This is a genomic window from Paraburkholderia sp. BL6665CI2N2 (assembly GCF_004366535.1).
Classification (GTDB): Bacteria; Pseudomonadota; Gammaproteobacteria; order Burkholderiales; family Burkholderiaceae; genus Paraburkholderia.
This window is the reverse complement of sequence record NZ_SORC01000001.1, coordinates 1,587,981-1,611,211: the sequence shown is the minus strand read 5'-3', so window position 1 is coordinate 1,611,211 and position 23,231 is coordinate 1,587,981. Positions and strand designations below refer to the sequence as shown.

The following is a 23,231-nucleotide window of genomic DNA, read 5'->3' as shown; positions in this document are numbered from 1 at the left end:
CTTTACGTCTATTCCGGTCGTCGAATTGCGGTCAACGAGAGGAGACCCGTTTCGTGAAAAGAGCGTGGGCTTTCTCCTGCATCGTCGCCTTGAGCGCGATCCTCGGCGGATGCGGCAAGGGGGGATCGCAAAACGCCACCGAGGCGTCGGGCGCATCCGCGAGCGCGGCGCCGGCTCAGCCAGCGCAAGGCGCGAGCGGTACAACCGTCGCGTCAGGCGCACTCGGCACCGTCACCAAAACACAGTTGCCGGGCGAAGCAGCCGAAACATTGCGGCTGATCAAAGCGGGCGGCCCTTTCCCCTTTTCGGAGGACGGCGTCGTGTTCCGTAACAGCGCGGCATTGCTGCCGCAGCATCCACGCGGCTATTACCACACATACACCGTTCGCACGCCTGGGACGACGGATCGCGGGCAGCGCCGGATCATATGCGGTGGACCGCGCAAGCAGACAGGCGACTGCTATTACACCGACGATTACTACGTCAGTTTCAAGCGCATTGCAGAGTAAAGGCGGATTGATCGGGATATGTGTCGCACGAGCGGTAAAGGCCGACTTCGTAGCGCTCGACGCGCTGGACACTTTCACGTCGAGCATTCTGAGTACAACGTACGGTGTACCGCGACTATGACTCAAGCCGATTATCAGAGCCGAAATGTCGCTCTCTACAGACATCCATGAGATGTCGTTAGCGTCATCCGAAAACCTTGGTCCATGCCACCCGAAGACGTCGCGCGCGATCTTCAAACAGATATGAAGCAGCCAGCGTCAAGAGACCTGAAACAACACCCGTCACGATGTGCTCGACATAGGGAATGCGGTAGTGACTTGCGTGCGCGTAGGCGTCGCCTACGGCTGTCAGCAAGCCGACGATCAGCGCATTGCCGTATCGATTCCCGTACAGTTTGGCAACGGGCGTGAACGTCAAAAGCACGGCAAGGAGTCCGGTGAGCAGACCGGTATGGAATGCGATCGTCCAATGGGCAAGACTCATGATGTTGCCCCAGCTCCCAGGCATGCAGGTCATGCATGCGCTGGTGGGCTGCCAGAAACGCTGGACAAACAGCTTGAAGCGGCGCTTCCACTCGATTGACATGATGTTTATCCCACCAATGCCACTGTTACGGCCAACGCCGGCATAGGTGCCGTCGGACCGCTTTGCGGGCCTTTTGACTGGCTCGTCAAGATGCGCCGCATCAGTGCCGTCGAGGCCGCGCAATAGCGTGGACATGGTGGGATACTACACCGCGATTGGAGCGCCGCCGTTTCGCGTTGGGTAACGCCCGCTAGCGATGGGAAGGTGCGTAGCAGGATCGATACAGCGCAGCGGACGACCACCTCGGTAGCATCCGCAGCGTCGCGTCAGAATGACTCGCCCACCATTTCTTCACTCTTGCGCCAGAGCGCGTCAGCGTTCGCGGCGTCAAGCGCATAGTGTCGAACGCCTTCGCTGGCGGGTGTGATGACAACATCGTCGGCAACGGTTTGGCTGACATGGCAGTTCTCGCAGTATCTGCCGCCTACGTCGTCAGCTGCCGCCACCACCGCCGCCCACACGGAAGTCGCGGCCCCTTGCGGCACGGTCTTGAACTGAAACGGCGCCTTTCCGTCCGACTCGAGCTGCTTGTTGATACCTTCGAGCAACGCAGTCATCTGGCCTTCGTCCATGTGACGCGCGAGTTCCGTGTGGATTCCGCCTGGATGAACCGCGGCGGCGCGAACGCCGCGCGCTCGATGCCGCTGATCGAAGGCCACCGCAAAGAGAATATTCGCCGTCTTGGCGCGCCCATAGGCAACGAACGGGTCGTAAGGCGTTCGCTCGAAGCCCGGGTCGTCGAGATTCACGTCAGCGAAACGGTGTCCCGACGACGCGAGCATCACGACTCGGCCACCCGATGGGATCAGCGGCGCCAGCCGGTTCACCAGCACGAAATGCCCCAGATGGTTCGTGCCGAACTGCGTCTCGAAGCCATCCGCGGTCTTGCCAAAGGGCGTCGCCATCACGCCCGCGTTCGCGATGATGACGTCGATCGGTTTGCCTTGCGCCCGCAACTTGTCGGCACAATCCCTGACGCTCGCGAGGCTCGCCAGATCGAGCGCGATCAGCTCGATGCTGCCGCCCGCCGCGTCGGCCTCCCGCCGCGCATCGGCAATCGCCTGCGTGGCTTTTCCCAGATCTCTGGCCGCGCCGATCACGTTGGCCCCGCGCGCCGCCAGTGCCCGCGCCGTCTCTACGCCCAATCCCGCCGACACGCCGGTCACCAGAATTCGCTTGCCATGAAGATCGACGCCTGCGAGCACGTCGTCAGTCGTCGAAGTTGCCCCAAATTTCTCAGTCATTTCCGCCGCTCCAGCACAATGAAGATTGACGTCATTCCCCGCCCGGGATAAAAACGGAGCTTACCTCCGTTTTTTTGATATTAAACGGAGACACCCTCCGCTTGCAAGAGCCCAACTGTAAATGACCGACTCGACGCCCAAAGAACGAAAACCCAGAGCGGACGCGCTGCGTAACCGCGAGCGCATCCTTGAAGAGGCAAAAACGGCGTTCACGCGCGCCGGCGGCGAAATCAGCCTCGAGGATGTCGCGCGCCAGGCAGGGGTCGGCGCAGGCACGCTGTACCGGCACTTCCCCACGCGCGATGCGCTGCTGGAGAGTGTCTACCGTGCCGAGGTGGCGAAGCTTGCCGAGGAGCAGCGCAGACTGTCCGACTCGCTGCCCCCTCCCGATGCGTTGCGATCGTGGATGCTGCTCTTCGTGGATTACATCGCAACGAAGAAGATCATTGCGCCGGCATTGAATTCGATCGTCGGAGGGCCGACCAAGCTATTCGAATCGTCCGGTGCGCAGATCATGGACGCGATTCACTTGCTCGTCACGAACGCCGTGGCGAGTGGCGACATCCGCGCGGATATCGAGCCACTGGATCTGCTTCGTGCGCTCGTCGGCGTTTCGAATGTCGCGTCGGCGCCGGACTGGCAGCAAAGTGCGAAGAGGCTGGTCGATATACTGTTACTTGGGTCGAAGCCGACGGAGTAGGTTTGGCGACTGGACGCGGAGCGCCCATTCGAACGATATCAGCGCTTCCCATCCTCCGGCCTCGCCCCCATCGCCGCAACAATCCGGCTCTGTGCGGCAACGAGCTGGTCATCCGTCGTCGCCACCAGCCACAGACGTGCTCGCTCCGCGATCCGGCGGTTGTGGTCTTTCAAAGGACCCAGCGCGGCAGCGGCCTTCCAGACCACCGGGGCGACCCGGCTTTGCCTGCCCGACGGCGCGCCGACCAGCAGGCAATAAGGTCCGAGCGGAAGCGATACAAACGGAAGCGCCGGACTCGCGCTCACGCGCCAGTCGATAAAAGGCGTCTCGCTGATCAGCAGCGGTGTGGGCAAGCCGTAAAGCACACTGAAATCGTAAAGCGCCAGTTGTTCCGGCATGCCGGCGTAAATACGGCGGATGTCGTCGACCACAGCCGCGCGGATTTCATCGTCGAACATGGGTTCCTGCGCGTAGCGGGCAAATGCCTCACGAGCCTCCCGTTGATACGCGCTAAACAGGCCGAGTGCAACGCAGTCCTGCACCGCGCGCTGAACCTCCGCCAGGGAACCGGCTTCCTCTGGCTTGCCCAGCTGCGCGGCCCGTAAAAAGCGCGCAAGTCCTGCTTCCTGGATCGCGGGCCCCTCCTCGGATGCATTGTCTTGAGCGTCCTTGCCAAGGGGCACGTAGGTATATTTCTCGGCGGCGAAATGCGATTTCTTGCCTTCGTCGAATTTGATCGCGCCATCGGCGCAATCCAGATAGCGAGTGCCGACTCGACCATGCTCCCAAATCCAGTTTTTCAGGAGCGGACGTAGTGGATGCAGTCTGTCTTGTTCAGCCATCGAAACCTCCAGGTGCCCCAGTATAGTTCCAAGTCGCGGATCACTCCGTGGAGCGACAGGGCGATCGTTAGCGTCGGCACGTTGACCTTTCGCAACCCACGCTGTACACAACATGGAATGGACGCAAGCGTTTCAGGAAGGCACGATGAGCCGCCCCTTTTTCACGATTGGTCACTCCAACCGTCCGTTGCCCGAATTCACGAGTCTGCTGAAAGAAGCGGAAGTCGCGACGCTGATCGATGTGCGCAGTATTCCGCGCTCACGCACCAATCCGCAGTTCAATCGGGACACGCTGCCGGACGCGCTCGCGCCGGAACACGTCGACTACGCGCATCTTGCCGAACTGGGTGGGCGCCGCAGCCGGCGCAAAGACGATGCACCGTCGCCGAATCTGTACTGGACCCATCCGGCGTTTCGCAATTACGCGGACTATGCGATGAGCGACGCTTTCCGCGCCGGCCTCACGCAGCTTCTCGCGCTCGGCCACCGACGCCGCTGCGCGATCATGTGCGCGGAGGCGGTCTGGTGGCGCTGTCACAGGCGTATCATCACGGATTACCTGCTGCTGCACGGCGAAACCGTGCTGCACATCATGGACGCGCGTCACACAACCGTTGCAACGATGACGCCCGGCGCGCAACCACAACCCGACGGCACGCTGATCTATCCGGCTCAAACCACGGCCTGAACCGGCACGCGAAGCGACCGCCCGTCCGCCGTATTGCACGATTGCATGACCGTCACCACACAAGCCACGTCGCTCGATATCCTTCTTCGCGAGATTCGCGCCTGCACACTTTGCTCGCCGGTGCTGCCGCACGCGCCACGGCCGGTGCTGGCCGCGTCCGGAACGGCGCGCATTCTGATCATCGGCCAGGCGCCGGGCGCGCGAGTGCATGCGTCCGGCGTTCCATGGAGCGACGCGAGCGGTGCGCGGCTGCGCGCATGGCTCGACGTCGACGACGACACGTTCTACGACACGTCGAAATTCGCCGTCGTGCCGATCGGCTTCTGTTTCCCGGGCCGCGGCCCGAGCGGAGATCTGCCCCCACGGCCCGAGTGCGCCGCCCGCTGGCACAAGGAGTTGCTTGCGCACATGTCGTCGGTCCGGCTCACGCTGCTGGTCGGACAATACGCGCAGCGATTCGCATTGGGCAAGGCATTCGGGCCGACATTGACGGACACGCTCGTCCGGTGGCGCGAATTCGGCCCACAGGTCGTGCCGCTGCCGCATCCGTCGCCGCGCAACATCGCCTGGTTCAAACGCAATCCGTGGTTCGATGCGAGCGTTTTGCCGACCTTGCGCGAGCGCGTCGCGGCCGCATTGGCGACGTCCGACGCGTGAAAATCCGCGGTGATCGACGCGGTACGACGAGCTGCAGGACCTTCGCCTTCATCGCCCCGAGGCCGTCGAATACAAACGCTTGCGCAGAAGTATTCAGTTTCTGCCCGGCGCAACCCAAGAAGTCGTGGCCATTTCGCCGCAAATGCCGGTTTTCCCACATACCGACAGATTACGACTTGTCATCCTGATGGCTCAGGCGTGTGTTTGGCGGGAGATGGCTATGTCGGTCTATGTCGATGAAGGGTTCAGGCCCTGTGTGACGGAATGCGCGACAGTCGCGTTCCGGGTGTGCTGCGACGATCGCGCGCAGATTTTCGAGGTCAGCGCCGACGCACTCGTGACTTTCTGCGGCGCGGCGAGCAAACGCAAGGAAGATCTGCTCGTCGCATTCGAGGATGCGCAGTTCGAGATTCTCTCGGTCGCGGCGCAGAAATGGGCATTCAGACCGACAGAGCCGGTGCGTCTCGGCCTCGACGAATTCCGAATGGTCAGACATTGAAACAACGGGTATGCCAGAATTCGCATCATGACCTGGATCGCCGCCCTGCCAATGTATAACGTCACGCCCGCGCTCGACCTCGCGTGGCGCGAGTGGCTCGCCGACGTGCTGCGCATGGTGAAGCCCGCGTGCCGCATCGTCGAACCGGATGAGGAATTGCATGGCTTCTGGCGGCGCCCCAATCTGCTGATCTCGCAGACTTGCGGTTATCCGTTCATGCATGGTCTGCAGGAGCAGGTTCAACTGGTCGCGACGCCGCGCTTCGACGCACCCGGCTGCGAAGGCGCGCATTATTCGAGCGTGCTGGTCACGCGCGCGGACGCCCACTTCGATACGCTCGCGGCCTGCCACGGCGCGCGCGCCGCCTACAACCAGGACGATTCGAACAGCGGCATGAATGTGTTTCGCCACGCCGTGGCGCCGTTCTCGCGCGCCGGCATGTTCTTCAGCTCGGTGTTGCGAACCGGCTCGCATCTCGGCTCATTGCGCGCGGTGGCGGAAAATCGCGCGGACGTCGCCGCGATCGATTGCGTGACCTTCGCTTTCGTGTGCGACGAAATGCCGGAACTGGCCCGCCAGGTTCGCCGGATCGGCACGACGGCGCCGTCGCCGGGCCTGCCTTTGATCGCTTCCGATACGGTGCCCCCGGCAACGATCGAGGCACTGCGCGAAGCGCTGAATGAAGCCCTTGTGATCCAGCCAGAACGCGCGAAACGCCTGCGTTTGCAGGGCTTTTCCGTGCTGCCGCCCTCGGACTACGAGCGCATCGAGCAACTCGAAAACGAGGCGCGCGCCGTCGGCTATACGCGCCTCGCTTGAGGCTGAGTCCTGAGCCCCGAGCCCTGAACCCCGCGGATTTACTTCTGCTGCACGTCCAGCACCAGAAGCTGCGCGCCATCGGCAACCTGATCGCCGACCGAATACAGCACTTCCGACACCGTACCGGCCGCCGGCGCACCGATGGTGTGCTCCATCTTCATCGCTTCCATCACGATCAGCGGCGTGCCCTTCTCCACCACGGTGCCCGGCTCGACCAGCACCGCGATCACCTTGCCCGGCATCGGCGCGGTCAGGCGGCCTTCGCCGCCTTCGGCGTCCGCGGCGTGCGCGAGCAGGTTCTGCCACTCGAACGACAACGCTTCGCCGAGACAGAACACATGGAACGTATCGCCGTCGACGAACACGCGGCCCGTTGCGCGCGCATCGCCGATCGTCGCGCGGAATTCGTGCGGACCGCTGCCGTCCGACCAGCTGAAGTCCTCACGCACGCCGTCGTGTTCGAGCGTTTGCGTGCCGCCGTCGCGCGCGAACGTGACGGTGAAGGTGCTTTCGTTGTCGTTACCCGCGTTGCCACTCTCCAGATCGCGCCAGCCGAGCGTCTGCGTATAGCCGCCGTTCAGGCGCCAGTGCGACAGCGCATCCCACGGCGACGCGCCATGCGCCGTGCCGCCTTCGCGCTTGAGCAACGCCGCGCAAGCCAGCGCGAGCGCTTCCTTGAACGGCTTCTTGCGCGGCGCGAACAAGGCGTCGTGATGACGTTCGATCAAACCGGTGTCGAGATCGCCCGTTGCAAACGGCTCGCTCGTCACGATACTTTGCAGGAACTCGACGTTGGTATGCGGGCCGACCACCTCGCACGCATGCAACGCGCGGCTCAGACGCGCAAGCGCCTCTTCACGTGTCGCGCCGTGCACGATCAGCTTGGCGATCATCGGGTCGTAGAACGGCGTGATGGTGTCGCCTTCACGCACGCCGCTGTCGATCCGCACCGGCGCCTTGCGCCCCGATTCGCCGAGACCGGCCGCGTCGATGCTGAACTCCACGCCCTCCGGCATGCGCAGATGCTTGAGCGTGCCCGTCGACGGCAGGAAGCCGCGCGCCGGATGTTCGGCATAGATACGCGCTTCGATCGCGTGGCCGTCGATCTTCAACTGTGCCTGCGTGAGCGGCAGTGGTTCGTCGGCGGCCACGCGCAGTTGCCATTCCACCAGATCCTGGCCGGTCACCATCTCCGTGACCGGGTGTTCGACCTGCAGGCGCGTGTTCATTTCCATGAAGTAGAAGTCGCCCGTGCCGGTCATGATGAACTCGACCGTGCCCGCGCCGACGTAATTCACCGCACGCGCGGCCGCCACCGCCGCCTCGCCCATTTCGCGCTTGATTTCAGCGGACAATCCGGGCGCCGGCGCTTCTTCCAGCACTTTCTGATGACGCCGCTGCACGGAGCAATCGCGATCGAACAGATAGACCGCGCCGCCGTGACGATCCGCGAACACCTGTACTTCCACGTGACGCGGACGCGTCAGATACTTTTCGATCAGCACGCGATCATTGCCGAAGCTGCTCGCCGCTTCCCGCTTGCACGACGCCAGCGCCGCCGCGAAGTCCTCGCTGCGCTCGACCACGCGCATGCCCTTGCCGCCGCCGCCGGCGCTGGCTTTGAGCAGCACCGGATAGCCGATCGCATCCGCCTCACGATGCAACAGTTGCGGGTCCTGATCGTCGCCGTGATAACCCGGCACGAGCGGCACGGCGGCTGCATGCATCAGCGCCTTCGCGGCAGCCTTGGAACCCATCGCGGCGATGGCCTCGACCGGCGGCCCGATGAAGACGATGCCGGCCGCTTCGCACGCATGCGCGAAGTCCTCGTTTTCCGACAGGAAGCCGTAGCCCGGATGCACCGCCTGCGCGCCGGTGGCGCGCGCGGCTTCGATAATCCGTTCGACGCGCAGATAGCTTTCCGCCGCCGTCGAGCCGCCGATATGCACGGCCTCATCGCACGCGGCGACGTGTTTCGCGTTGGCGTCCGCATCAGAATAGACGGCCACGCTCGCGATGCCGAGCCGCTTGCAGGTCGCGGCGACGCGGCACGCAATCTCGCCCCGGTTGGCAATCAGGATCTTGTTGAACATGAAGTGTCTCGATGAAGTGAGCCGTTTTTTTCGGGGCTGTTGTTTTGATCAAGGCGCGCCGGGCGCCCTGGAATGTGTGCTTCAGTTGCGCCAGGCCGGCGTGCGTTTTTCGAGGAACGACGCGACGCCTTCTCGGCCTTCCGCGCCGGCGCGCGTACGTGCGATGCGCGCCGCCGTGTCCTCGATCATTGCGTCGTTCAACTCGCGACCCGCAATGTCCTGCACCAGTTGCTTGCAAGCGCGCACCGCTTGCGGACCATTCGCGCACAATGTTTCAGCAATCTGCCGCACGGTGGCGTCGAGTTGTTCCATGCCGACGGCTTCGCTGACGAGCCCGAGACGCAATGCCGTCGCGCAATCGAACTGCTCGGCGGTCGTGAAATAGCGGCGCGATGCCTGCTCGCCCAGCGCGCGAATCACGTACGGCGCGATGGTGGCCGGAATCAGTCCGAGGCGCGCTTCCGAGAGGCAGAAGCGCGCGCTGTCGACCGCCACCACGATGTCGCACGCCGAGATCAAACCCATGCCGCCCGCGTACGCGTCGCCGTTCACGCGCGCGATCACCGGCTTGCGGCACCGATAGATCGACGACAGCATGTTCGCCAGCAGCATGGCGTCCGCGCGGTTCTCGTCGTCCGAGTAGCCGGACATCTTCTTCATCCAGTTCAGATCCGCGCCCGCGCAGAACGCCTTGCCGTTCGCGGCGAGCACCACCGCGCGAATGTCGTCGCGGTCGTTGAGCGCCGTGAAGGCCGAGGTCACTTCGGCGATCATCGTTTCGTTGAACGCGTTGCGCACGTCCGGACGATTCAGCGTGACCGTCGCGATCGGTCCGGCGAATTCGACATTCAGTGTTTCGTATTGCATCGTCGCTGCTCCCGCGCGTGGTTGCGTTGCCTGGCGCATCGTCACATTCTGAACACGCCGAACCGCGTGTCTTCGATCGGCGCATTCATCGTGGCCGACAAGCCGAGACCGAGCACGTCGCGCGTTTGCGCCGGGTCGATCACGCCGTCGTCCCACAGACGCGCGCTCGCGTAGTACGGGTGGCCCTGATGTTCGTACTGCTCGCGGATCGGCTGCTTGAACGCCTCTTCTTCCTCGGCGCTCCACGCACCGCCCTTGCCTTCGATGCCGTCGCGCTTGACCGTGGCCAGCACCGACGCCGCCTGCTCTCCGCCCATCACCGAGATGCGCGCATTCGGCCACATCCACAGGAAGCGCGGCGAATACGCGCGGCCGCACATGCCGTAATTGCCCGCGCCGAACGAGCCGCCGATGATCACCGTGAACTTCGGCACCTTGGCTGTGGCCACCGCCGTCACCATCTTCGCGCCGTTGCGCGCGATGCCTTCGTTTTCGTACTTGCGGCCCACCATGAAGCCGGTGATGTTCTGCAGGAACACGAGCGGAATCTTGCGCTGGCAGCACAGCTCGATGAAGTGCGCGCCCTTGAGTGCGGACTCCGAAAACAGGATGCCGTTGTTCGCGATGATGCCGACCGGATGGCCCCAGATATGCGCGAAACCGGTGACGAGCGTGGTGCCGTAGCGCGCCTTGAATTCGTCGAAGGCCGAGTCGTCGACGATCCGCGCGATCACCTCACGGATATCGAACGGCTTGCGGGTATCCACGGGAATCACGCCGTACATGCTCTTCACGTCGTAGCGCGGCGGCTTCGGCTCCTGCAACGCGACCGGCACCTGCTTCGTGCGATTCAGATTGCCGACGATGCTGCGCGCAATCCCCAGCGCATGCGCATCGTTTTGCGCAAGGTGATCGACCACGCCGGACAGACGCGTATGCACGTCGCCGCCGCCGAGGTCTTCCGCGCTCACCACTTCGCCGGTCGCGGCTTTCACCAACGGCGGGCCGCCGAGAAAAATCGTCCCCTGATTCTTGACGATGATCGACTCGTCGCTCATGGCGGGCACATACGCGCCGCCTGCCGTGCACGAACCCATCACGACGGCGATTTGCGGAATGCCTGCCGCCGAGAGGTTCGCCTGGTTAAAAAAGATGCGGCCGAAGTGATCGCGATCCGGAAACACGTCGTCCTGATTCGGCAGATTCGCGCCGCCCGAGTCGACCAGATACACGCACGGCAAGTGATTTTCAGCGGCGATTTCCTGCGCCCGCACGTGCTTTTTCACGGTGACGGGATAGTAAGTGCCGCCCTTGACCGTTGCATCGTTGCAGACGATCACGCACTCCTGCCCGGCGATCCGGCCAATGCCGGTGATGACGCCCGCACCTGGCGCGTCGTCGTTGTACATGCCGTAGGCCGCGAGTTGCGAGAACTCCAGAAACGGCGTGCCCGGATCCAGCAATTTCTCGATCCGCTCGCGCGGCAGCAGTTTGCCGCGTCCGGTGTGTTTGTCGCGCGCCGCCTGACCGCCGCCCAGTGCGAGCTTCTCGACTTTCGCGCGAAGGTCGGCGACCAGCGCTTCGAGCGCCGCCGCGTTGGCGCGGAAGTCGTCCGAGCGCGGATTCAGCTTTGATTCGATGATCGGCATTGCGTGGCTCTCCTGTTCGCCGCTTCTTATTCGCTTCGGGCCGTGGCGCTCATGCCGTTTCGGCGAACAACTCGCGCCCGATCAGCATGCGGCGGATTTCGCTCGTACCGGCGCCGATTTCATAGAGCTTCGCATCGCGCCACAAACGGCCGACCGGGTATTCGTTGATATAGCCATTGCCGCCGAGAATCTGGATCGCCTCGCCCGCCATCCACGTGGCTTTTTCCGCCGTGTAGAGAATCACGCCCGCGCAGTCTTTGCGCACCTGGCGCACATGTTCCTTGCCGAGCGTGTCCAGTTGACGGCCCACCGCGTAGAGGTACGCGCGGCACGCCTGCAACGTGGTGTAGAGGTCGGCCACCTTGCCCTGAATGAGCTGGAATTCGCCGATCGACTGACCGAACTGCTTGCGGTCGTGGATATACGGCACAACGGCGTCCATGACCGCCACCATGATGCCGGTCGGGCCGCCCGCGAGCACGGCGCGTTCGTAGTCGAGACCGCTCATCAGCACTTTCGCGCCGCCGTTCAACTGACCGAGAATATTTTCTTCCGGCACTTCCACGTCCTGGAACACGAGTTCGCCGGTATGCGAGCCGCGCATGCCGAGCTTGTCGAGCTTCTGCGCAACGGAGAAACCCTTCATGCCCTTCTCGACGATAAACGCGGTAATGCCGCGCGAATTCGCTTCGGGATCGGTTTTAGCGTAGACGACCAGCGTGTCGCAATCCGGCCCGTTGGTGATCCACATCTTGGTGCCGTTGAGCACGTAGTGGTCGCCCTTCTTCTCCGCGCGCAGCTTCATGCTGACCACATCCGAGCCTGCGTTCGGCTCGCTCATGGCGAGCGCGCCGACGTGTTCGCCCGACACCAGCTTGGGCAGATACTTCTGTTTTTGCGCTTCCGTGCCGTTACGATGAATCTGGTTGACGCACAGATTCGAATGCGCGCCGTACGAGAGACCGACCGAGGCCGACGCGCGCGAGATCTCTTCCATGGCGATCATATGCGCCGTGTAGCCCATATTCGCGCCGCCGTATTCTTCCGAGACCGTCATGCCGAGCACGCCCAGATCGCCGAACTTGCGCCACAGGTCCATGGGAAACTGATCCGTACGATCGATCTCTGCGGCACGCGGGGCGATTTCTTTGGCGGCGAAGCCCGCAATGCTGTCGCGCAGCATTTCGATTTCTTCGCCGAGCGGGAATTGCAAACCGGGCAGGTTGCTCATTGCAGTGTCTCCAGAGTTCGTTGGCGGCCGGCCTTGGGTGGGCGCCGGCTGGTCCGGTTGCGGCTCGGCGGACGGCGGCGGCCTTGTGGGCCGCCCCTGTCGTCACGCACGAGGCGCGAAACGTTCAAGGCGCATTTCACGCTAGATTTACGTAAGCGTCAATAGGTATTTTTGAGTATTACTCAGAAACTGAAGCGACCGCCTACAACATCACTATGGCGTGCTAGCATCGCACTTATCCGGCTTGTTTCGCACCTTTTCGGGCGCGATGGGCCTCACAAATCTGAACTGGACTCATATGACGGTTGCCACGAAGGCCGAGTTGCCCGCCTCGCGCCGCCAGCCGGCCGGGCGCAAGTCGCAGCAACGCGTGAAGGAGATTCTTCAGGCGGGGCGCGACGTGTTCTCCGAAAAGGGCTACGAACGCGCGACCACCGCCGAAATCGCGCAGCGCCTCGGCATTTCCGAGGCGACCGTGTTCAGCTATTTCCGCGGCAAGCGCGAGTTGTGCGCGCGGGTGATCGGCGACTGGTACGACGAGATCATCGAAGCCATCGAGTCCGGCTTGCCGCGCGACGGCAATGTGCGTCAGCAGTTTGCATTCATCGTGCGCACGCATTTGCGGTTGATGCTGGTGAACGGCACGGATCTGTGCGCGCTGGTGTTGTCCGAAGGACGGGCGCGGCATCATGAGTTGAGCGAGGCGCTCACGGAGTTGCAGCGCCGCTATACCGCGCCGTTGATGCGCGTGCTGGCGCAGGGCCAGGAAAGCGGGCAGATTCGTGGCGACATGCCGTTGCGCCTGTTGCGCTCGATGGTGTTTGGGCCGATGGAGCATGTGCTGTGGGATGCCACGCTCGCCAACCGGCACATCGATATCGATGCGACGGCGGATCAGTTGATCGACGTACTGTGGGCCGCGCTGACGCCGCCGGATCTTGCGGTGAGCGCGTTGCAGCAGTTCAGGGTGGAAGTGGCGGAGGCGAACCGGCGGTTTGAAGAAGCGGCGCGGGGGGCAACGGATACGTCCTCACGGGACAGCGAATAGCGGCCGCGATTTAGTCGCCGCGTGGCTCTGTTCCTTGGCAAAAAAACGGCTAATCTACTGCTTCCCCGCGCGAAGTCAGATGGAGAAGCCAAGTGCCGAAAGAACCCGCTGCAAAAACAACAAAGACCTCGAAGACCTCAAAAACATCGAACATCCGCGTTGGCATAGGCGGCTGGACCTACGCGCCATGGCGCGGCACCTTCTACCCGTCCGACCTCACGCAGAGCCGCGAACTCGAATACGCGAGCCAGAACCTCACGTCGATTGAAATCAACGGCACGTTTTACGGCTTGCAAAAACCGGCGAGCTACGAAAAGTGGTATCAGGAGACCCCGGACGATTTCGTCTTTTCGCTCAAGGCGCCGCGTTACGCGACCAACAGAAAAGTGCTCGCCGAAGCGGGCGAAACCATTGAACGTTTCTTCGACAGTGGCGTGCTGCTGCTCAAACAGAAGCTCGGCGCGGTCAACTGGCAGTTCGCTCCCACCAAGAAATTCGACAAGGAAGACTTCGAAGCCTTTCTGAAGTTGCTTCCGGCCAGCATAGAAGGCCAGAAGCTACGGCATGCGATCGAAGTTCGCAACGACACCTTCAAGACGCCGGACTTCATCGCGCTCGCCCGCAAATACAAAGTTGCCGTAGTGCTCGCCGGCGACAGCGACTACCCGCAGATCGCCGACCTCACGGCGCCCTTCGTGTATGCCCGCATCATGGGCACCACGGACAAACAGGCCAAAGGCTACTCGACCAAAGCGCTCGACGCATGGGCCGAACGCGCGCGGCAATTGGCGGCAGGCATCACCCCGGACGACCTGGAAACCGCCGCGGATGCGCCGGCGAAAACGGTCGCACGCGACGTCTACCTCTACGTGATCAGCGGCTTCAAGGAACGCAATCCGGCGGCCGCCATGGCGCTGATCAAACGGCTCTGACACGCGGCTCCCGGCCGCATCGCGCGAGTGTCATAATCCCGGCAGCGAAGACAAGCACGATCGACGCATCCACACACACGCAGTCAGGCGGCAAGGCCGCTTCATCATTAAGGTCCGGGAGAATATTTTGAGCGCCATCGACAATCCTTTGCACGATCAGGAAGTCGGCTCGGCCGACGCCACCCAGGACACCACGCGCATCGACGACGTTCGGATCGGCGCAGTACGTCCACTGATTTCGCCTGCCCTGTTGCAGGACGAATTGCCGGTGCCGCCCTCGGTGCAAACACTGGTCGAGAAAACCCGCGCGGAAATCGCCGACATTCTGCATGGCCGCGACGACCGGCTCGTGATGATTGTCGGACCGTGTTCGATTCACGACCACGATCAGGCAATCGAATATGCGCACAAACTGAAAGTCGCCGCGGACGCCTACAAAGACGATCTGCTGATCGTGATGCGCGTCTACTTTGAAAAGCCGCGCACCACGGTCGGCTGGAAAGGCTATATCAACGACCCGCGTCTGGACGGCAGCTTCCGCATCAACGAAGGTCTGCGTCTTGCACGGCAACTGCTGCTCAACATCAACGGTCTTGGCTTGTCCACGGCCACCGAGTTTCTCGATCTGCTGAGCCCGCAGTACATCGCCGATCTGATTGCGTGGGGCGCCATCGGCGCGCGCACGACGGAGAGTCAGAGCCATCGTCAGCTGGCGTCGGGTCTGAGTTGCCCGATCGGCTTCAAGAACGGCACGGACGGCGGCGTGCAGATCGCCGCGGACGCGATCGTCGCCGCGCGCGCAAGCCACGCGTTCATGGGCATGACAAAAATGGGCATGGCCGCGATCTTCGAAACGCGCGGCAACGACGACGCGCACGTGATCCTGCGCGGCGGCAAGAAAGGGCCGAACTACGACAGCGCGTCGGTGGAAGCCACCTGCGTGGCGCTCAAATCAGCGGGATTGCGCGAGCAGGTCATGGTCGACTGTTCGCATGCGAACTCGGGCAAGTCGCATTTGCGTCAGCTGGAGGTCGTGCAGGATCTGGCGCAGCAACTGTCGCAGCGCGAGCGCCGCATCATCGGCGTCATGCTGGAGAGTCATCTGGAGGAAGGCCGTCAGGATCTGAAGCCGGGTGTGCCGTTGCGTCACGGCGTGTCGATCACGGATGCCTGCGTGAGTTGGGCGCAGACCGAGCCGGCGCTCGAGACCCTGGCCGAGGCCACCCGCAAACGTCGCGCGGGCTGAGCGCGCGCCGGGCCGCCAACGCCGCGTCAAGCACGGCCCCCGGGAAAGCCCTTGGGGGAGAGCACAAAAACACACGCGCCGCACCACCCGCCGATCGATCAAACCGACCGGGGTTGGGCAGCGCGTGATTCCTCACGCCCGACACATCGCTCACCGCGCGCCAGTTCAGCGCGCATGAATGTTCCGGCGCGAAGCGCGTTGCATTACGACGCGTTGACAGCTTCCTTGAACGCCTTGCCTGCGGTGAACTTCACCGTCTTGGCAGCCGCGATCTGGATCTCGGCACCCGTCGACGGATTGCGGCCCACGCGTGCTGCGCGCGCGCCAGTCGAGAAAGAACCGAAACCGACCAGTTGCACCGTATCGCCACCCACCACGGCTTTGGTCACCGCTTCGACGATCGCGTCGATGGTTTGGCCGGTGGCCGCTTTGCTTTCGCCCGTCGCTGCGGCGACTGCATCAATCAGTTCCTGTTTGTTCATAGCACTTCCCGTATGGTAATCATGGAACCGGCGCCACATCTGTTGCGCCGGGACCGACACACTAACGCATACGCGCGGGTTCGCGCAAACCTTGGGTGTAAGGCTTGTATCACCCGCCCACAGGGAATTTGACGATTTTTTCCGGCAAAGTGCCATAAGAATCGCGCGCTTAGACGATTCGTTGACTGGATACGGGTTTCCGCGTTATCACAATCCGTTGCAATTTCAGTGCTTTAGCGCGCCGCGAGCCGCCACTGGCGGGCTTTTTTACTATCTTACGGTGGTTCGCCAAGACTCCGCATTTGTCCGGCGCGGCGGCACTAAATAAAGAATCCGGGAGGAATAAAAAAATGAAATTTCGCCATATTGCAACATGTGCGCTGCTTGCCGCGACGTCCTGCGCCGCCCTCGCAGCCGACGACAAAAGCTGCGCCACCCTCGTCGGCACGGCAAATTCACCCGCCCCGCAGAGCTTTCAGATACGTGACGGCGAGCCGGTCGACCTCGTCAGCGGCGCCGCAACGGTGCACGGCAAGTTGCTGGTTTTCGGCGACGGCGGCGTGTTCCGCGCCTATTGGCAGCCCGAGAACAGCCAGGAAAAATACGCGCTCGCGAACGCCGGTGTGAATAGCGTGCGGCTCGTTTCGACGCCGCCGCAAGGCACGCGGATGCAAAACGGCCAACCTGGCACGACACTCGCACCGCAACGCGTGCTCTCCTGTCCGGCGCTTTAAGACGGCGAACCCGCGATTCCGCCCGTCTCGACGCGGCACAAATGACACATCGAGGCATGCTTTCCGGTCGCACTTACCGTTTATTCGCACAGCGATCGATTTCTATCTGACACGCCCTCAAGGTCCCACCCGTCCTGCCGATATACAAAGCTGCGTGTGCTGCGCAAACGTTTAAAAGGACGGGGATGATTCTGCTAGCCAAATTGAGGGATGCGCTGTCGGTCGCGGGACGCGACCCCGAGCTCATACGTTCGCAGCTCGAAGCATTCAGCCACCAGGTCCCCCTTCTATATTTCATCCTGCTCGTCAATACGGCGGCCGTCGCCGTCACGCACCTGAGCTGCGCGCCGGCCTGGCTGTCGATCTACTTTCCCGCGGCGCTGTGCACGCTGTGCATTATCCGGTGCATACGATGGTGGCATCTTCGGCACCGCGTCCTGACTCTCGACAAAGCGGAGCCCGAACTGCGCAAGCTGACCTGGCTTGCCGGCCTCTTCGCCGTCGCTTTCAGCGCCTGGTCGCTATTCCTTTTCCCCTACGGCACCGCGTACGAACAGACGCAGGTCGCGTTTTACATGGCGACCACGCTGGTCGGCTGCGTGTTCTGCCTGATGCACCTGCGCGCGGCCGCGATGCTGCTGCTGTCGATCGTCATCCTAAGCTTTTCGACCTTTCTGGTGTTCACCGGCTATCCGGTCTTCATCGCGATGGCTGTCGACATGACCCTCGTGGGCGTCGCACTTGCCTTCATCATTCAACTATATTGCCGGACCTTCGCCGACGTGGTGCACGCGCAGCGCGAATTGCAGGCGAGCCAGCAAAAGACGCAACGCCTGAGCGACGACAACTTCCGGCTCGCGAGCATCGACAGTCTGACGGACCTACCCAACCGGCGCAGTTTTTTCGCCTCGCTGCGCGCGCTGTCCGAACAGGCGATCGGCACCGGCGGCGGCTTTAATGTCGGACTGATCGATCTCGACGGTTTCAAACAGGTCAACGATATCTACGGGCACGCCAGCGGCGATCTCGTGCTTCAGGAAGTCGGCTCGCGTTTGCTCGGGCTTGCCGAGCCCGGCATTTTCTTCGCACGCCTCGGCGGCGACGAGTTCGGCGTGCTGGCGCAGCACAAGCTGACGGACCAGACGCTCGTCGAGCTGGGCGAGCGCATCTGCGAGGCGCTCGGTCAGCCGTATCGGGTCGCCGGCAATGTCGCCGAGTTGTCGGGCACGATAGGCTGGGCCGCGTTTCCCGAGGCCGGCACGACGGTGGCGCAGGTATTCGAACGCGCCGACGCGGCGCTGTACGTCGGCAAGGAAAGCCGGCGCGGCACGCCGGTCATCTTCTCGACTGAACATGAAACGCGCATCCGCCGTTCGAGTCTCGTGACCCAGGAGCTCCGTCATGCAGACCTCGAGTCGGAACTGTTTCTGGAATTTCAGCCGATTTACGACGTGGTCACGCAACGCACCCTCGGCATGGAAGCGCTTGGGCGCTGGCATAACGCGCGGCTCGGCGCGGTCAGGCCGGAAGAATTCATTCGGATTGCCGAGCGTACCGAACTGATTCTGCGCATCACGGAAGTCCTGCTGCACAAAGCACTCGACGAAGCCGCGCGCTGGCCGTGCGAGCTTTATCTGTCGTTCAATCTGTCGGCGATCGATATCTGCACTTCCGCGCGTGCCCGCCGGCTGATCGATATCGTGCTGGCTAGCGGTGTGCCGCCGCATCGCGTGTCGTTCGAAATCACCGAGACCGCCGTGACGCGCGATTTCGAACAGGCCCGCAGTTCGCTCACCATGATCAAGAAAGCCGGCTGCCGCGTATCGCTCGACGACTTCGGCACCGGTTATTCGAGCCTCAGCTACGTGCACCGCCTGCCCTTCGATACGATCAAGATCGACCGCAGCTTCATGACGGACGTGGATACCAACAGCGCGTCGAAGAAGATCGTCAAGTCGGTACTCGACCTGTGCCGTAACCTTGGACTCGAATGCGTGGTGGAAGGACTCGAAACGGCATCGCAAGTCGAGGTCGTCAAGATGCTTGGCGCACGCGCCGCACAGGGTTATCTGTTCAGCCGCCCGATGCGGGCGAGCGCAATCGCCGCGTATCTGCAGACGGCGCAAGGGCACGACTACGCTGTGCAAGTGCTGCCGTAGTCGATTGCCCGCGTCCTGTCGCCCTGCTCTCTCTCGCCCCACGCTGTCCGCGCCGCCGGATTTTTTTCTTCTGGGGTGAACGGGCGAGGCGACGCCTGGCCGCCTTCACCGTGGTCGCTAACGCGCCGCGTTCCCGTATTCGAGCTTCGGATACCAATCCGTGCCGCGTCCGCCCGGCGTCATGTCGAGCACGGTCCAGATGGGCATCACGTCGGGCGCGCCGCGTGGATCCTGCCCGGGGTCCGCAGTCGCCGGCCCCATCTCCTCTGCCCAGAAATGCCGCACCGTGCCGCCCGAGCGCGTGAACACGTTGAACGCGGGATTGTCGTCGCCCGCCGGATCTTCCGCCGCGTAATCGCGATTGAAGGTGTTGCCGCCCGACGAATACAGCCGCAGATGCCGCCAGCCGCGCTCCCGCTTGAACGCCAGCAGCTTCTCGATCGGCGAGCGCGCGATCACCGCGAACGCGACACGCTGCAGGATATCGGGCATCTCGCCGTCGTATGCGCTCAGCAGCGAGGTGCACATCGGACACGGCCGGGCGCGCTGCGGGCCGAACATCCAGTTGTAGGTGACGAGCGTGTCATGGTCGCCAAACATTTCCGGTAGCTTCACCGGGCCTGCTTCGCCCATGAACAGGTAATCTTCAGGCACCACACCGCCGGGCGGCAGCGCGCGGCGCTGTTCGGCGACCCGTTCGATATGGCGGCGCAACTCGATCTCCTCGGCGAGCAATTCGTTGCGCGCGCGGCGATAGTCGGCGCTTTCACCGGGAAAGCGGCTCGGTGTGCCGGCCGCCAGTTGCCGGGCCGGCTTGAGCGTTGGTACGGATGCGTGTACGTCAGTCATCAGCCATCTCCTGTCACGGAACACGGATAAAGGGCGCAAGCCGCGCGCCGCGACCGCAGGCGCGTTCTCGTCCTCCATATAGCCACGACGAACCGTGCGGCGGCAAATCGACAGCATCGCCGAAATTTTTTGCCGCACTGCCTGCGCCCGCCGCAACGGCAACCGGAAGCGCCCGGCAAGGTATGCTTGAGCGCAACAGCACGCGCGCCGGGCGCGCCGTCCATGGGGATGCAACATGCCGCTTCGTCTGCCACCGCTGCCGGCGCTTCGTTTCTTCGAAGCGGCCGGCAGGCATCAGAGTTTCAAACTTGCCGCCGCGGAACTGAACGTCACGCCGAGCGCGATCAGCCACGGCATTGTCGGCCTGGAACAGGCGCTCGGCGTCGAATTGTTCGTGCGCGAGCCGCGCGGCATCTCGCTCACGGCGAGCGGCGCGGACTATCTGTCGTACGTCTCTGAAGCGTTTTCGCTGATCGCCATCGGCACGCAGCGTCTGCCGAATCATCGCGCGGATCGCCCGATCGCGCTGAGTTGCGCGCCGACCTTCGCGTCGCGCTGGCTGCTGCCGCGCCTCGCCGGCTTTCGCGCGCGCTGGCCGAACGTGAACGTGAGCGTCGACACCTCGCATCGGCAAGTCGGCTTTCCCGGCGACGGGTTCGACTTCGCGGTCCGCATGAGCCGTGCGCCGGTTGCCGGCACCGCGTGGACCCGGCTGTTCGGCGAGCGCTTCGTGCCCGTATGCAGCGCCGCGTACCTGGCGAACCTGCGCGGCGAGCAGGGCAACGCGGACCTGCGTCGCGCGACGCTCATTCATGTGAACGCCGCCAGCGAGGACTGGCAGGCATGGCTCGATGCGACCGGCACCGAAGGCATCGACACCACGGCGGGCCTGCGCGTCGATACGATCCAGCTTGCCTTCGAAGCCGCCGCGATGGGCCTTGGCGTCACGCTCGGCAGACGGCCGCTGGTGGATCGCGATATCGACAGCGGCGTGCTGGTGCAGGCTCACCCGGCGACGATCGAATCCACCACGGCCTACTGGCTGGTGAGCGCGGAAAACGCGGATCGCCGGCCGGAGCTTGTCGATTTCAAGCGCTGGCTGGTGAGCGAGGCCGAGCACATCGACGCGCGCACCGACGCTGCGGACCAACCGCTGCAAAGCGCCGCCAGCTAAACCGCATGTCCGTTCGCACAGGTGAGCCACGCTCACCTGTCGTCGAAAACTTATCTTTTGCCGCTTCTGCCGCTCGCTGCGACCATGTGTCAAAGGAGATCAGAAACCATGTCCACCGCCAACAGCAGACGCTTCGCCCCCGCCTTCAATCAGACGACGCTCGTGATCTTCGCCGGCGCACTCATTCTGAGCGCCGCGATGGGGATCCGGCAGACCTTTGGCCTCTTCATCGGACCGTTCTCGTTCGACCGCGGCTTGCCGGTCACACTGATCGCCTTCGCGATCGCGCTGCACAATCTCGTGTGGGGTTTCGCCCAGCCGTTCGCCGGCGCCGCCGCGGATCGCTACGGCTCGGCGCCGGTGGTGGCGTTCGGTGCGACGACGTTCGCGGCGGGGCTCGGCCTCGCGGCCGTGGCGCCCAGCGGCGCCATGCTGATCGTCGGCATGGGACTGCTGGTCGGCATTGGCGTGAGTTGCACGACCTTCGGCGTGGTGCTGCCGGCGGTCGGCCGCATCGCTTCGCCGGAAAAACGCAGCATGGCGATGGGCCTCGTCAGCGCGGGCGGCTCCGCGGGCCAGGTGCTGATGGTGCCGCTCGTACAGGGCATCCGGCTCAGTTCGGGCATCGCGACGTCGCTCTTCGTACTCGCTTTCCTGATGCTGCTGATCGCCCCGCTCGGCATGGTGCTCGACCGGCGCGCGCGGGTCGGCACGCCCGTTCAGGAAGTGCCGGCAGCGCCGCTTCGCAAGGTGCTGGGTCAAGCGGCCGGGCATCGCGGCTACCGGCTGCTGTCGCTCGGTTTCTTCACCTGCGGTTTCCAGCTTGCCTTCATCGCCACGCATCTGCCCGAATATTTGTCGCTGTGCCATATGCCGGTCGGGCTCGGCGCCACCGCGCTTGCGCTGATCGGCCTGTTCAACATGGCGGGCAGTTGGGCGTGCGGCTGGCTGGGCGGACGCTTCCGGCAGCACTATGTGCTCGGCTGGCTTTACGTGATTCGCAGCGTGACGATCGGCGCTTTCTTTCTACTGCCGAAAAGTCCGGCGTCGGTCGTGATCTTCGCGGCCGTGATGGGCCTGACCTGGCTCGGCACCGTGCCGCTCACGAGCGGGCTCGTCGCGAAAGTGTTCGGCACGCGCCACCTCGGCAGCCTGTTCGGGGTCTGCTTTCTGAGCCATCAGATCGGCTCGTTTCTCGGCGCGTGGCTCGGCGGTCTGGTGTTCGATCTGACCGGCTCGTATTCGCTGTTGTGGGAAGCAACGGTGGTCGCCGGCCTCGTGGCCGCGATGCTGCATTTCCCGATCGACGACACCACCGTGAGCACGCCCGCGCTTCGAGTTGAACCGGCGGCTGCGTGAGCGGCGTGAGCCTGCGTGCCGGCGGCCGCTGCGGACGAGGCCACCTGCACTCAGTCAAAAACAGCGGGAAACGCTCGTGTGCGGCTACTTTTTCGGCGTGTCCGCCGTGGCTTTCGGCACGCGTCCCATCAGATAGAACTCGTCGTTCGGACGCATGGAAATGACGTTGGCCATGCGGTTGGACAAACCGAAAAACGCGGTGATCGCCGCGATATCCCAGATGTCTTCTTCGGAAAAGCCGTGCTCGCGCAGCGTTTGAAAATCGGCGTCGCCGACCGTGCCGGATGCGCTGCAAACCTTGACCGCGAAGTCGAGCATCGCCTTCTGACGCGGCGTGATATCCGCCTTGCGATGATTGACGGCGACCTGATCGGCCACCAACGGCGCCTTTTCGTAGATGCGCAGAATCGCGCCATGCGCGACCACGCAATACAGGCACTGGTTGATCGCGCTGGTGGCGACCACGATCATCTCGCGCTCGCCTTTGCTGAGGCCTCCCTCTTTCAGCATCAACGCGTCGTGATAGGCGAAGAACGCACGGAACTCGTCCGGGCGGTGCGCCAGCGTCAGAAACACGTTCGGCACGAAGCCGGCTTTTTCCTGCACTTCGAGAATCCGCGCGCGAATGTCGTCCGGCCATGCATCCGGTTTGGGCACGGGGTAGCGGCTGATCGGTTGAGGCTTGGCCATGCTGTGTCTCCGTCGTATCTGTTTGGGTATGACGACGATTCTAGCAAGCCGCACGGCCACAGCATGCGCTCGACAAGGTCCGATATCGGCGCTCATATCGTCTAGACTTTGCACTCAAGGGAGCATGAGCCGCGCCGCGACGACCGGCGCCGGCCGGATTTCAGCAGGAGCAGA

Annotated in this window: 23 protein-coding genes; 13 read left to right on the top strand and 10 right to left on the bottom strand. The window is 63.3% G+C overall.

The genetic code is table 11. The features are described from left to right. Positions 1-53 precede the first annotated feature (53 nt). A complete protein-coding gene (locus B0G81_RS07230; protein WP_116123619.1) occupies positions 54-509 on the top strand; it encodes a ribonuclease in 456 nt (151 codons plus the stop codon). A gap of 184 nt (positions 510-693) precedes the next feature. On the opposite strand, the gene B0G81_RS07225 is transcribed toward B0G81_RS07230, so the two are convergent. After that, on the bottom strand, positions 694-1,095 hold the full coding sequence (locus B0G81_RS07225) for a hypothetical protein (RefSeq protein ID WP_134143015.1): 402 nt from the start codon (positions 1,093-1,095) through the stop codon (positions 694-696). A gap of 266 nt (positions 1,096-1,361) precedes the next feature. Beyond that, the gene (locus B0G81_RS07220; RefSeq protein WP_134134030.1) at positions 1,362-2,339 is read right to left on the bottom strand and encodes an SDR family NAD(P)-dependent oxidoreductase; all 978 of its coding nucleotides are present in this window, start codon (positions 2,337-2,339) and stop codon (positions 1,362-1,364) included. 121 nt (positions 2,340-2,460) lie between these two features. Here B0G81_RS07220 and B0G81_RS07215 point away from each other — a divergent pair, with 121 nt between their 5' ends. Beyond that, positions 2,461-3,039 (top strand): TetR/AcrR family transcriptional regulator, encoded by a 579-nt coding sequence (locus B0G81_RS07215; RefSeq protein WP_106277460.1) that lies wholly within the window; start codon positions 2,461-2,463, stop codon positions 3,037-3,039. Positions 3,040-3,077: 38 nt separating this feature from the next. Here the strand turns inward: B0G81_RS07215 and B0G81_RS07210 are convergent, their stop codons facing one another. After that, positions 3,078-3,881 (bottom strand): hypothetical protein, encoded by an 804-nt coding sequence (locus B0G81_RS07210; RefSeq protein WP_134134029.1) that lies wholly within the window; start codon positions 3,879-3,881, stop codon positions 3,078-3,080. A gap of 145 nt (positions 3,882-4,026) precedes the next feature. Here B0G81_RS07210 and B0G81_RS07205 point away from each other — a divergent pair, with 145 nt between their 5' ends. The 4 genes from B0G81_RS07205 to B0G81_RS07190 all read left to right on the top strand — a co-directional run bounded on the left by B0G81_RS07205 (position 4,027) and on the right by B0G81_RS07190 (position 6,544). Continuing rightward, positions 4,027-4,569 carry a DUF488 domain-containing protein gene (locus tag B0G81_RS07205; RefSeq protein ID WP_134134028.1) on the top strand — a complete coding sequence of 181 codons (543 nt, stop codon included), beginning with the start codon at positions 4,027-4,029 and terminating at the stop codon, positions 4,567-4,569. A gap of 45 nt (positions 4,570-4,614) precedes the next feature. Next, positions 4,615-5,226: a uracil-DNA glycosylase family protein gene (locus tag B0G81_RS07200; RefSeq protein WP_134134027.1), complete on the top strand. Its 612-nt coding sequence runs from the start codon at positions 4,615-4,617 to the stop codon at positions 5,224-5,226. A 220-nt stretch (positions 5,227-5,446) separates the two neighbouring features. Then, entirely contained in the window at positions 5,447-5,725 is a 279-nt protein-coding gene (locus tag B0G81_RS07195; RefSeq protein WP_012426572.1) for a DUF1488 family protein, read from the top strand. Between the two features lie 27 nt (positions 5,726-5,752). Beyond that, positions 5,753-6,544, top strand: coding sequence for a PhnD/SsuA/transferrin family substrate-binding protein (locus B0G81_RS07190; protein WP_106277456.1), 792 nt, complete (start codon positions 5,753-5,755; stop codon positions 6,542-6,544). A gap of 38 nt (positions 6,545-6,582) precedes the next feature. On the opposite strand, the gene B0G81_RS07185 is transcribed toward B0G81_RS07190, so the two are convergent. From B0G81_RS07185 to B0G81_RS07170, 4 genes are all read right to left on the bottom strand, one after another. Next, positions 6,583-8,637: an acetyl/propionyl/methylcrotonyl-CoA carboxylase subunit alpha gene (locus B0G81_RS07185; protein ID WP_134134026.1), complete on the bottom strand. Its 2,055-nt coding sequence runs from the start codon at positions 8,635-8,637 to the stop codon at positions 6,583-6,585. 81 nt (positions 8,638-8,718) lie between these two features. Continuing rightward, positions 8,719-9,504, bottom strand: a complete 786-nt coding sequence (locus B0G81_RS07180) for an enoyl-CoA hydratase/isomerase family protein (RefSeq protein WP_134134025.1) — start codon at positions 9,502-9,504, stop codon at positions 8,719-8,721. A 41-nt stretch (positions 9,505-9,545) separates the two neighbouring features. After that, positions 9,546-11,153 (bottom strand): carboxyl transferase domain-containing protein, encoded by a 1,608-nt coding sequence (locus B0G81_RS07175; protein ID WP_116123613.1) that lies wholly within the window; start codon positions 11,151-11,153, stop codon positions 9,546-9,548. A 49-nt stretch (positions 11,154-11,202) separates the two neighbouring features. Beyond that, positions 11,203-12,384: an isovaleryl-CoA dehydrogenase gene (locus B0G81_RS07170; protein WP_012426567.1), complete on the bottom strand. Its 1,182-nt coding sequence runs from the start codon at positions 12,382-12,384 to the stop codon at positions 11,203-11,205. A gap of 298 nt (positions 12,385-12,682) precedes the next feature. Between B0G81_RS07170 and B0G81_RS07165 the strand changes: the two genes are divergently transcribed. The 3 genes from B0G81_RS07165 (at position 12,683) to B0G81_RS07155 (ending at position 15,610) form a co-directional block, all read left to right on the top strand. Further along, positions 12,683-13,432: a TetR/AcrR family transcriptional regulator gene (locus B0G81_RS07165; protein ID WP_134134024.1), complete on the top strand. Its 750-nt coding sequence runs from the start codon at positions 12,683-12,685 to the stop codon at positions 13,430-13,432. A 92-nt stretch (positions 13,433-13,524) separates the two neighbouring features. Then, positions 13,525-14,364 (top strand): DUF72 domain-containing protein, encoded by an 840-nt coding sequence (locus tag B0G81_RS07160; protein ID WP_134134023.1) that lies wholly within the window; start codon positions 13,525-13,527, stop codon positions 14,362-14,364. Between the two features lie 127 nt (positions 14,365-14,491). Further along, positions 14,492-15,610 (top strand): 3-deoxy-7-phosphoheptulonate synthase, encoded by a 1,119-nt coding sequence (locus B0G81_RS07155; RefSeq protein ID WP_134134022.1) that lies wholly within the window; start codon positions 14,492-14,494, stop codon positions 15,608-15,610. Between the two features lie 203 nt (positions 15,611-15,813). Here B0G81_RS07155 and B0G81_RS07150 read toward each other — a convergent pair whose 3' ends face one another. Continuing rightward, entirely contained in the window at positions 15,814-16,092 is a 279-nt protein-coding gene (locus B0G81_RS07150; RefSeq protein ID WP_006049832.1) for an HU family DNA-binding protein, read from the bottom strand. 350 nt (positions 16,093-16,442) lie between these two features. Here B0G81_RS07150 and B0G81_RS07145 point away from each other — a divergent pair, with 350 nt between their 5' ends. Together B0G81_RS07145 and B0G81_RS07140 are read left to right on the top strand one after the other, a co-directional pair. Continuing rightward, on the top strand, positions 16,443-16,826 hold the full coding sequence (locus tag B0G81_RS07145; protein WP_121308984.1) for a hypothetical protein: 384 nt from the start codon (positions 16,443-16,445) through the stop codon (positions 16,824-16,826). A gap of 185 nt (positions 16,827-17,011) precedes the next feature. Then, on the top strand, positions 17,012-18,985 hold the full coding sequence (locus tag B0G81_RS07140; RefSeq protein WP_134134021.1) for an EAL domain-containing protein: 1,974 nt from the start codon (positions 17,012-17,014) through the stop codon (positions 18,983-18,985). 117 nt (positions 18,986-19,102) lie between these two features. Here the strand turns inward: B0G81_RS07140 and B0G81_RS07135 are convergent, their stop codons facing one another. Continuing rightward, positions 19,103-19,834 (bottom strand): DUF899 family protein, encoded by a 732-nt coding sequence (locus B0G81_RS07135; protein WP_134134020.1) that lies wholly within the window; start codon positions 19,832-19,834, stop codon positions 19,103-19,105. 235 nt (positions 19,835-20,069) lie between these two features. On the opposite strand from B0G81_RS07135, the gene B0G81_RS07130 reads away from it, so the two are divergent. Then, positions 20,070-21,008 (top strand): LysR substrate-binding domain-containing protein, encoded by a 939-nt coding sequence (locus B0G81_RS07130; protein WP_134134019.1) that lies wholly within the window; start codon positions 20,070-20,072, stop codon positions 21,006-21,008. A 108-nt stretch (positions 21,009-21,116) separates the two neighbouring features. After that, positions 21,117-22,367, top strand: coding sequence for an MFS transporter (locus tag B0G81_RS07125; RefSeq protein ID WP_134134018.1), 1,251 nt, complete (start codon positions 21,117-21,119; stop codon positions 22,365-22,367). A gap of 84 nt (positions 22,368-22,451) precedes the next feature. Here B0G81_RS07125 and B0G81_RS07120 read toward each other — a convergent pair whose 3' ends face one another. Next, a complete protein-coding gene (locus B0G81_RS07120) occupies positions 22,452-23,057 on the bottom strand; it encodes a peroxidase-related enzyme (RefSeq protein ID WP_134134017.1) in 606 nt (201 codons plus the stop codon). Positions 23,058-23,231 lie beyond the last annotated feature (174 nt).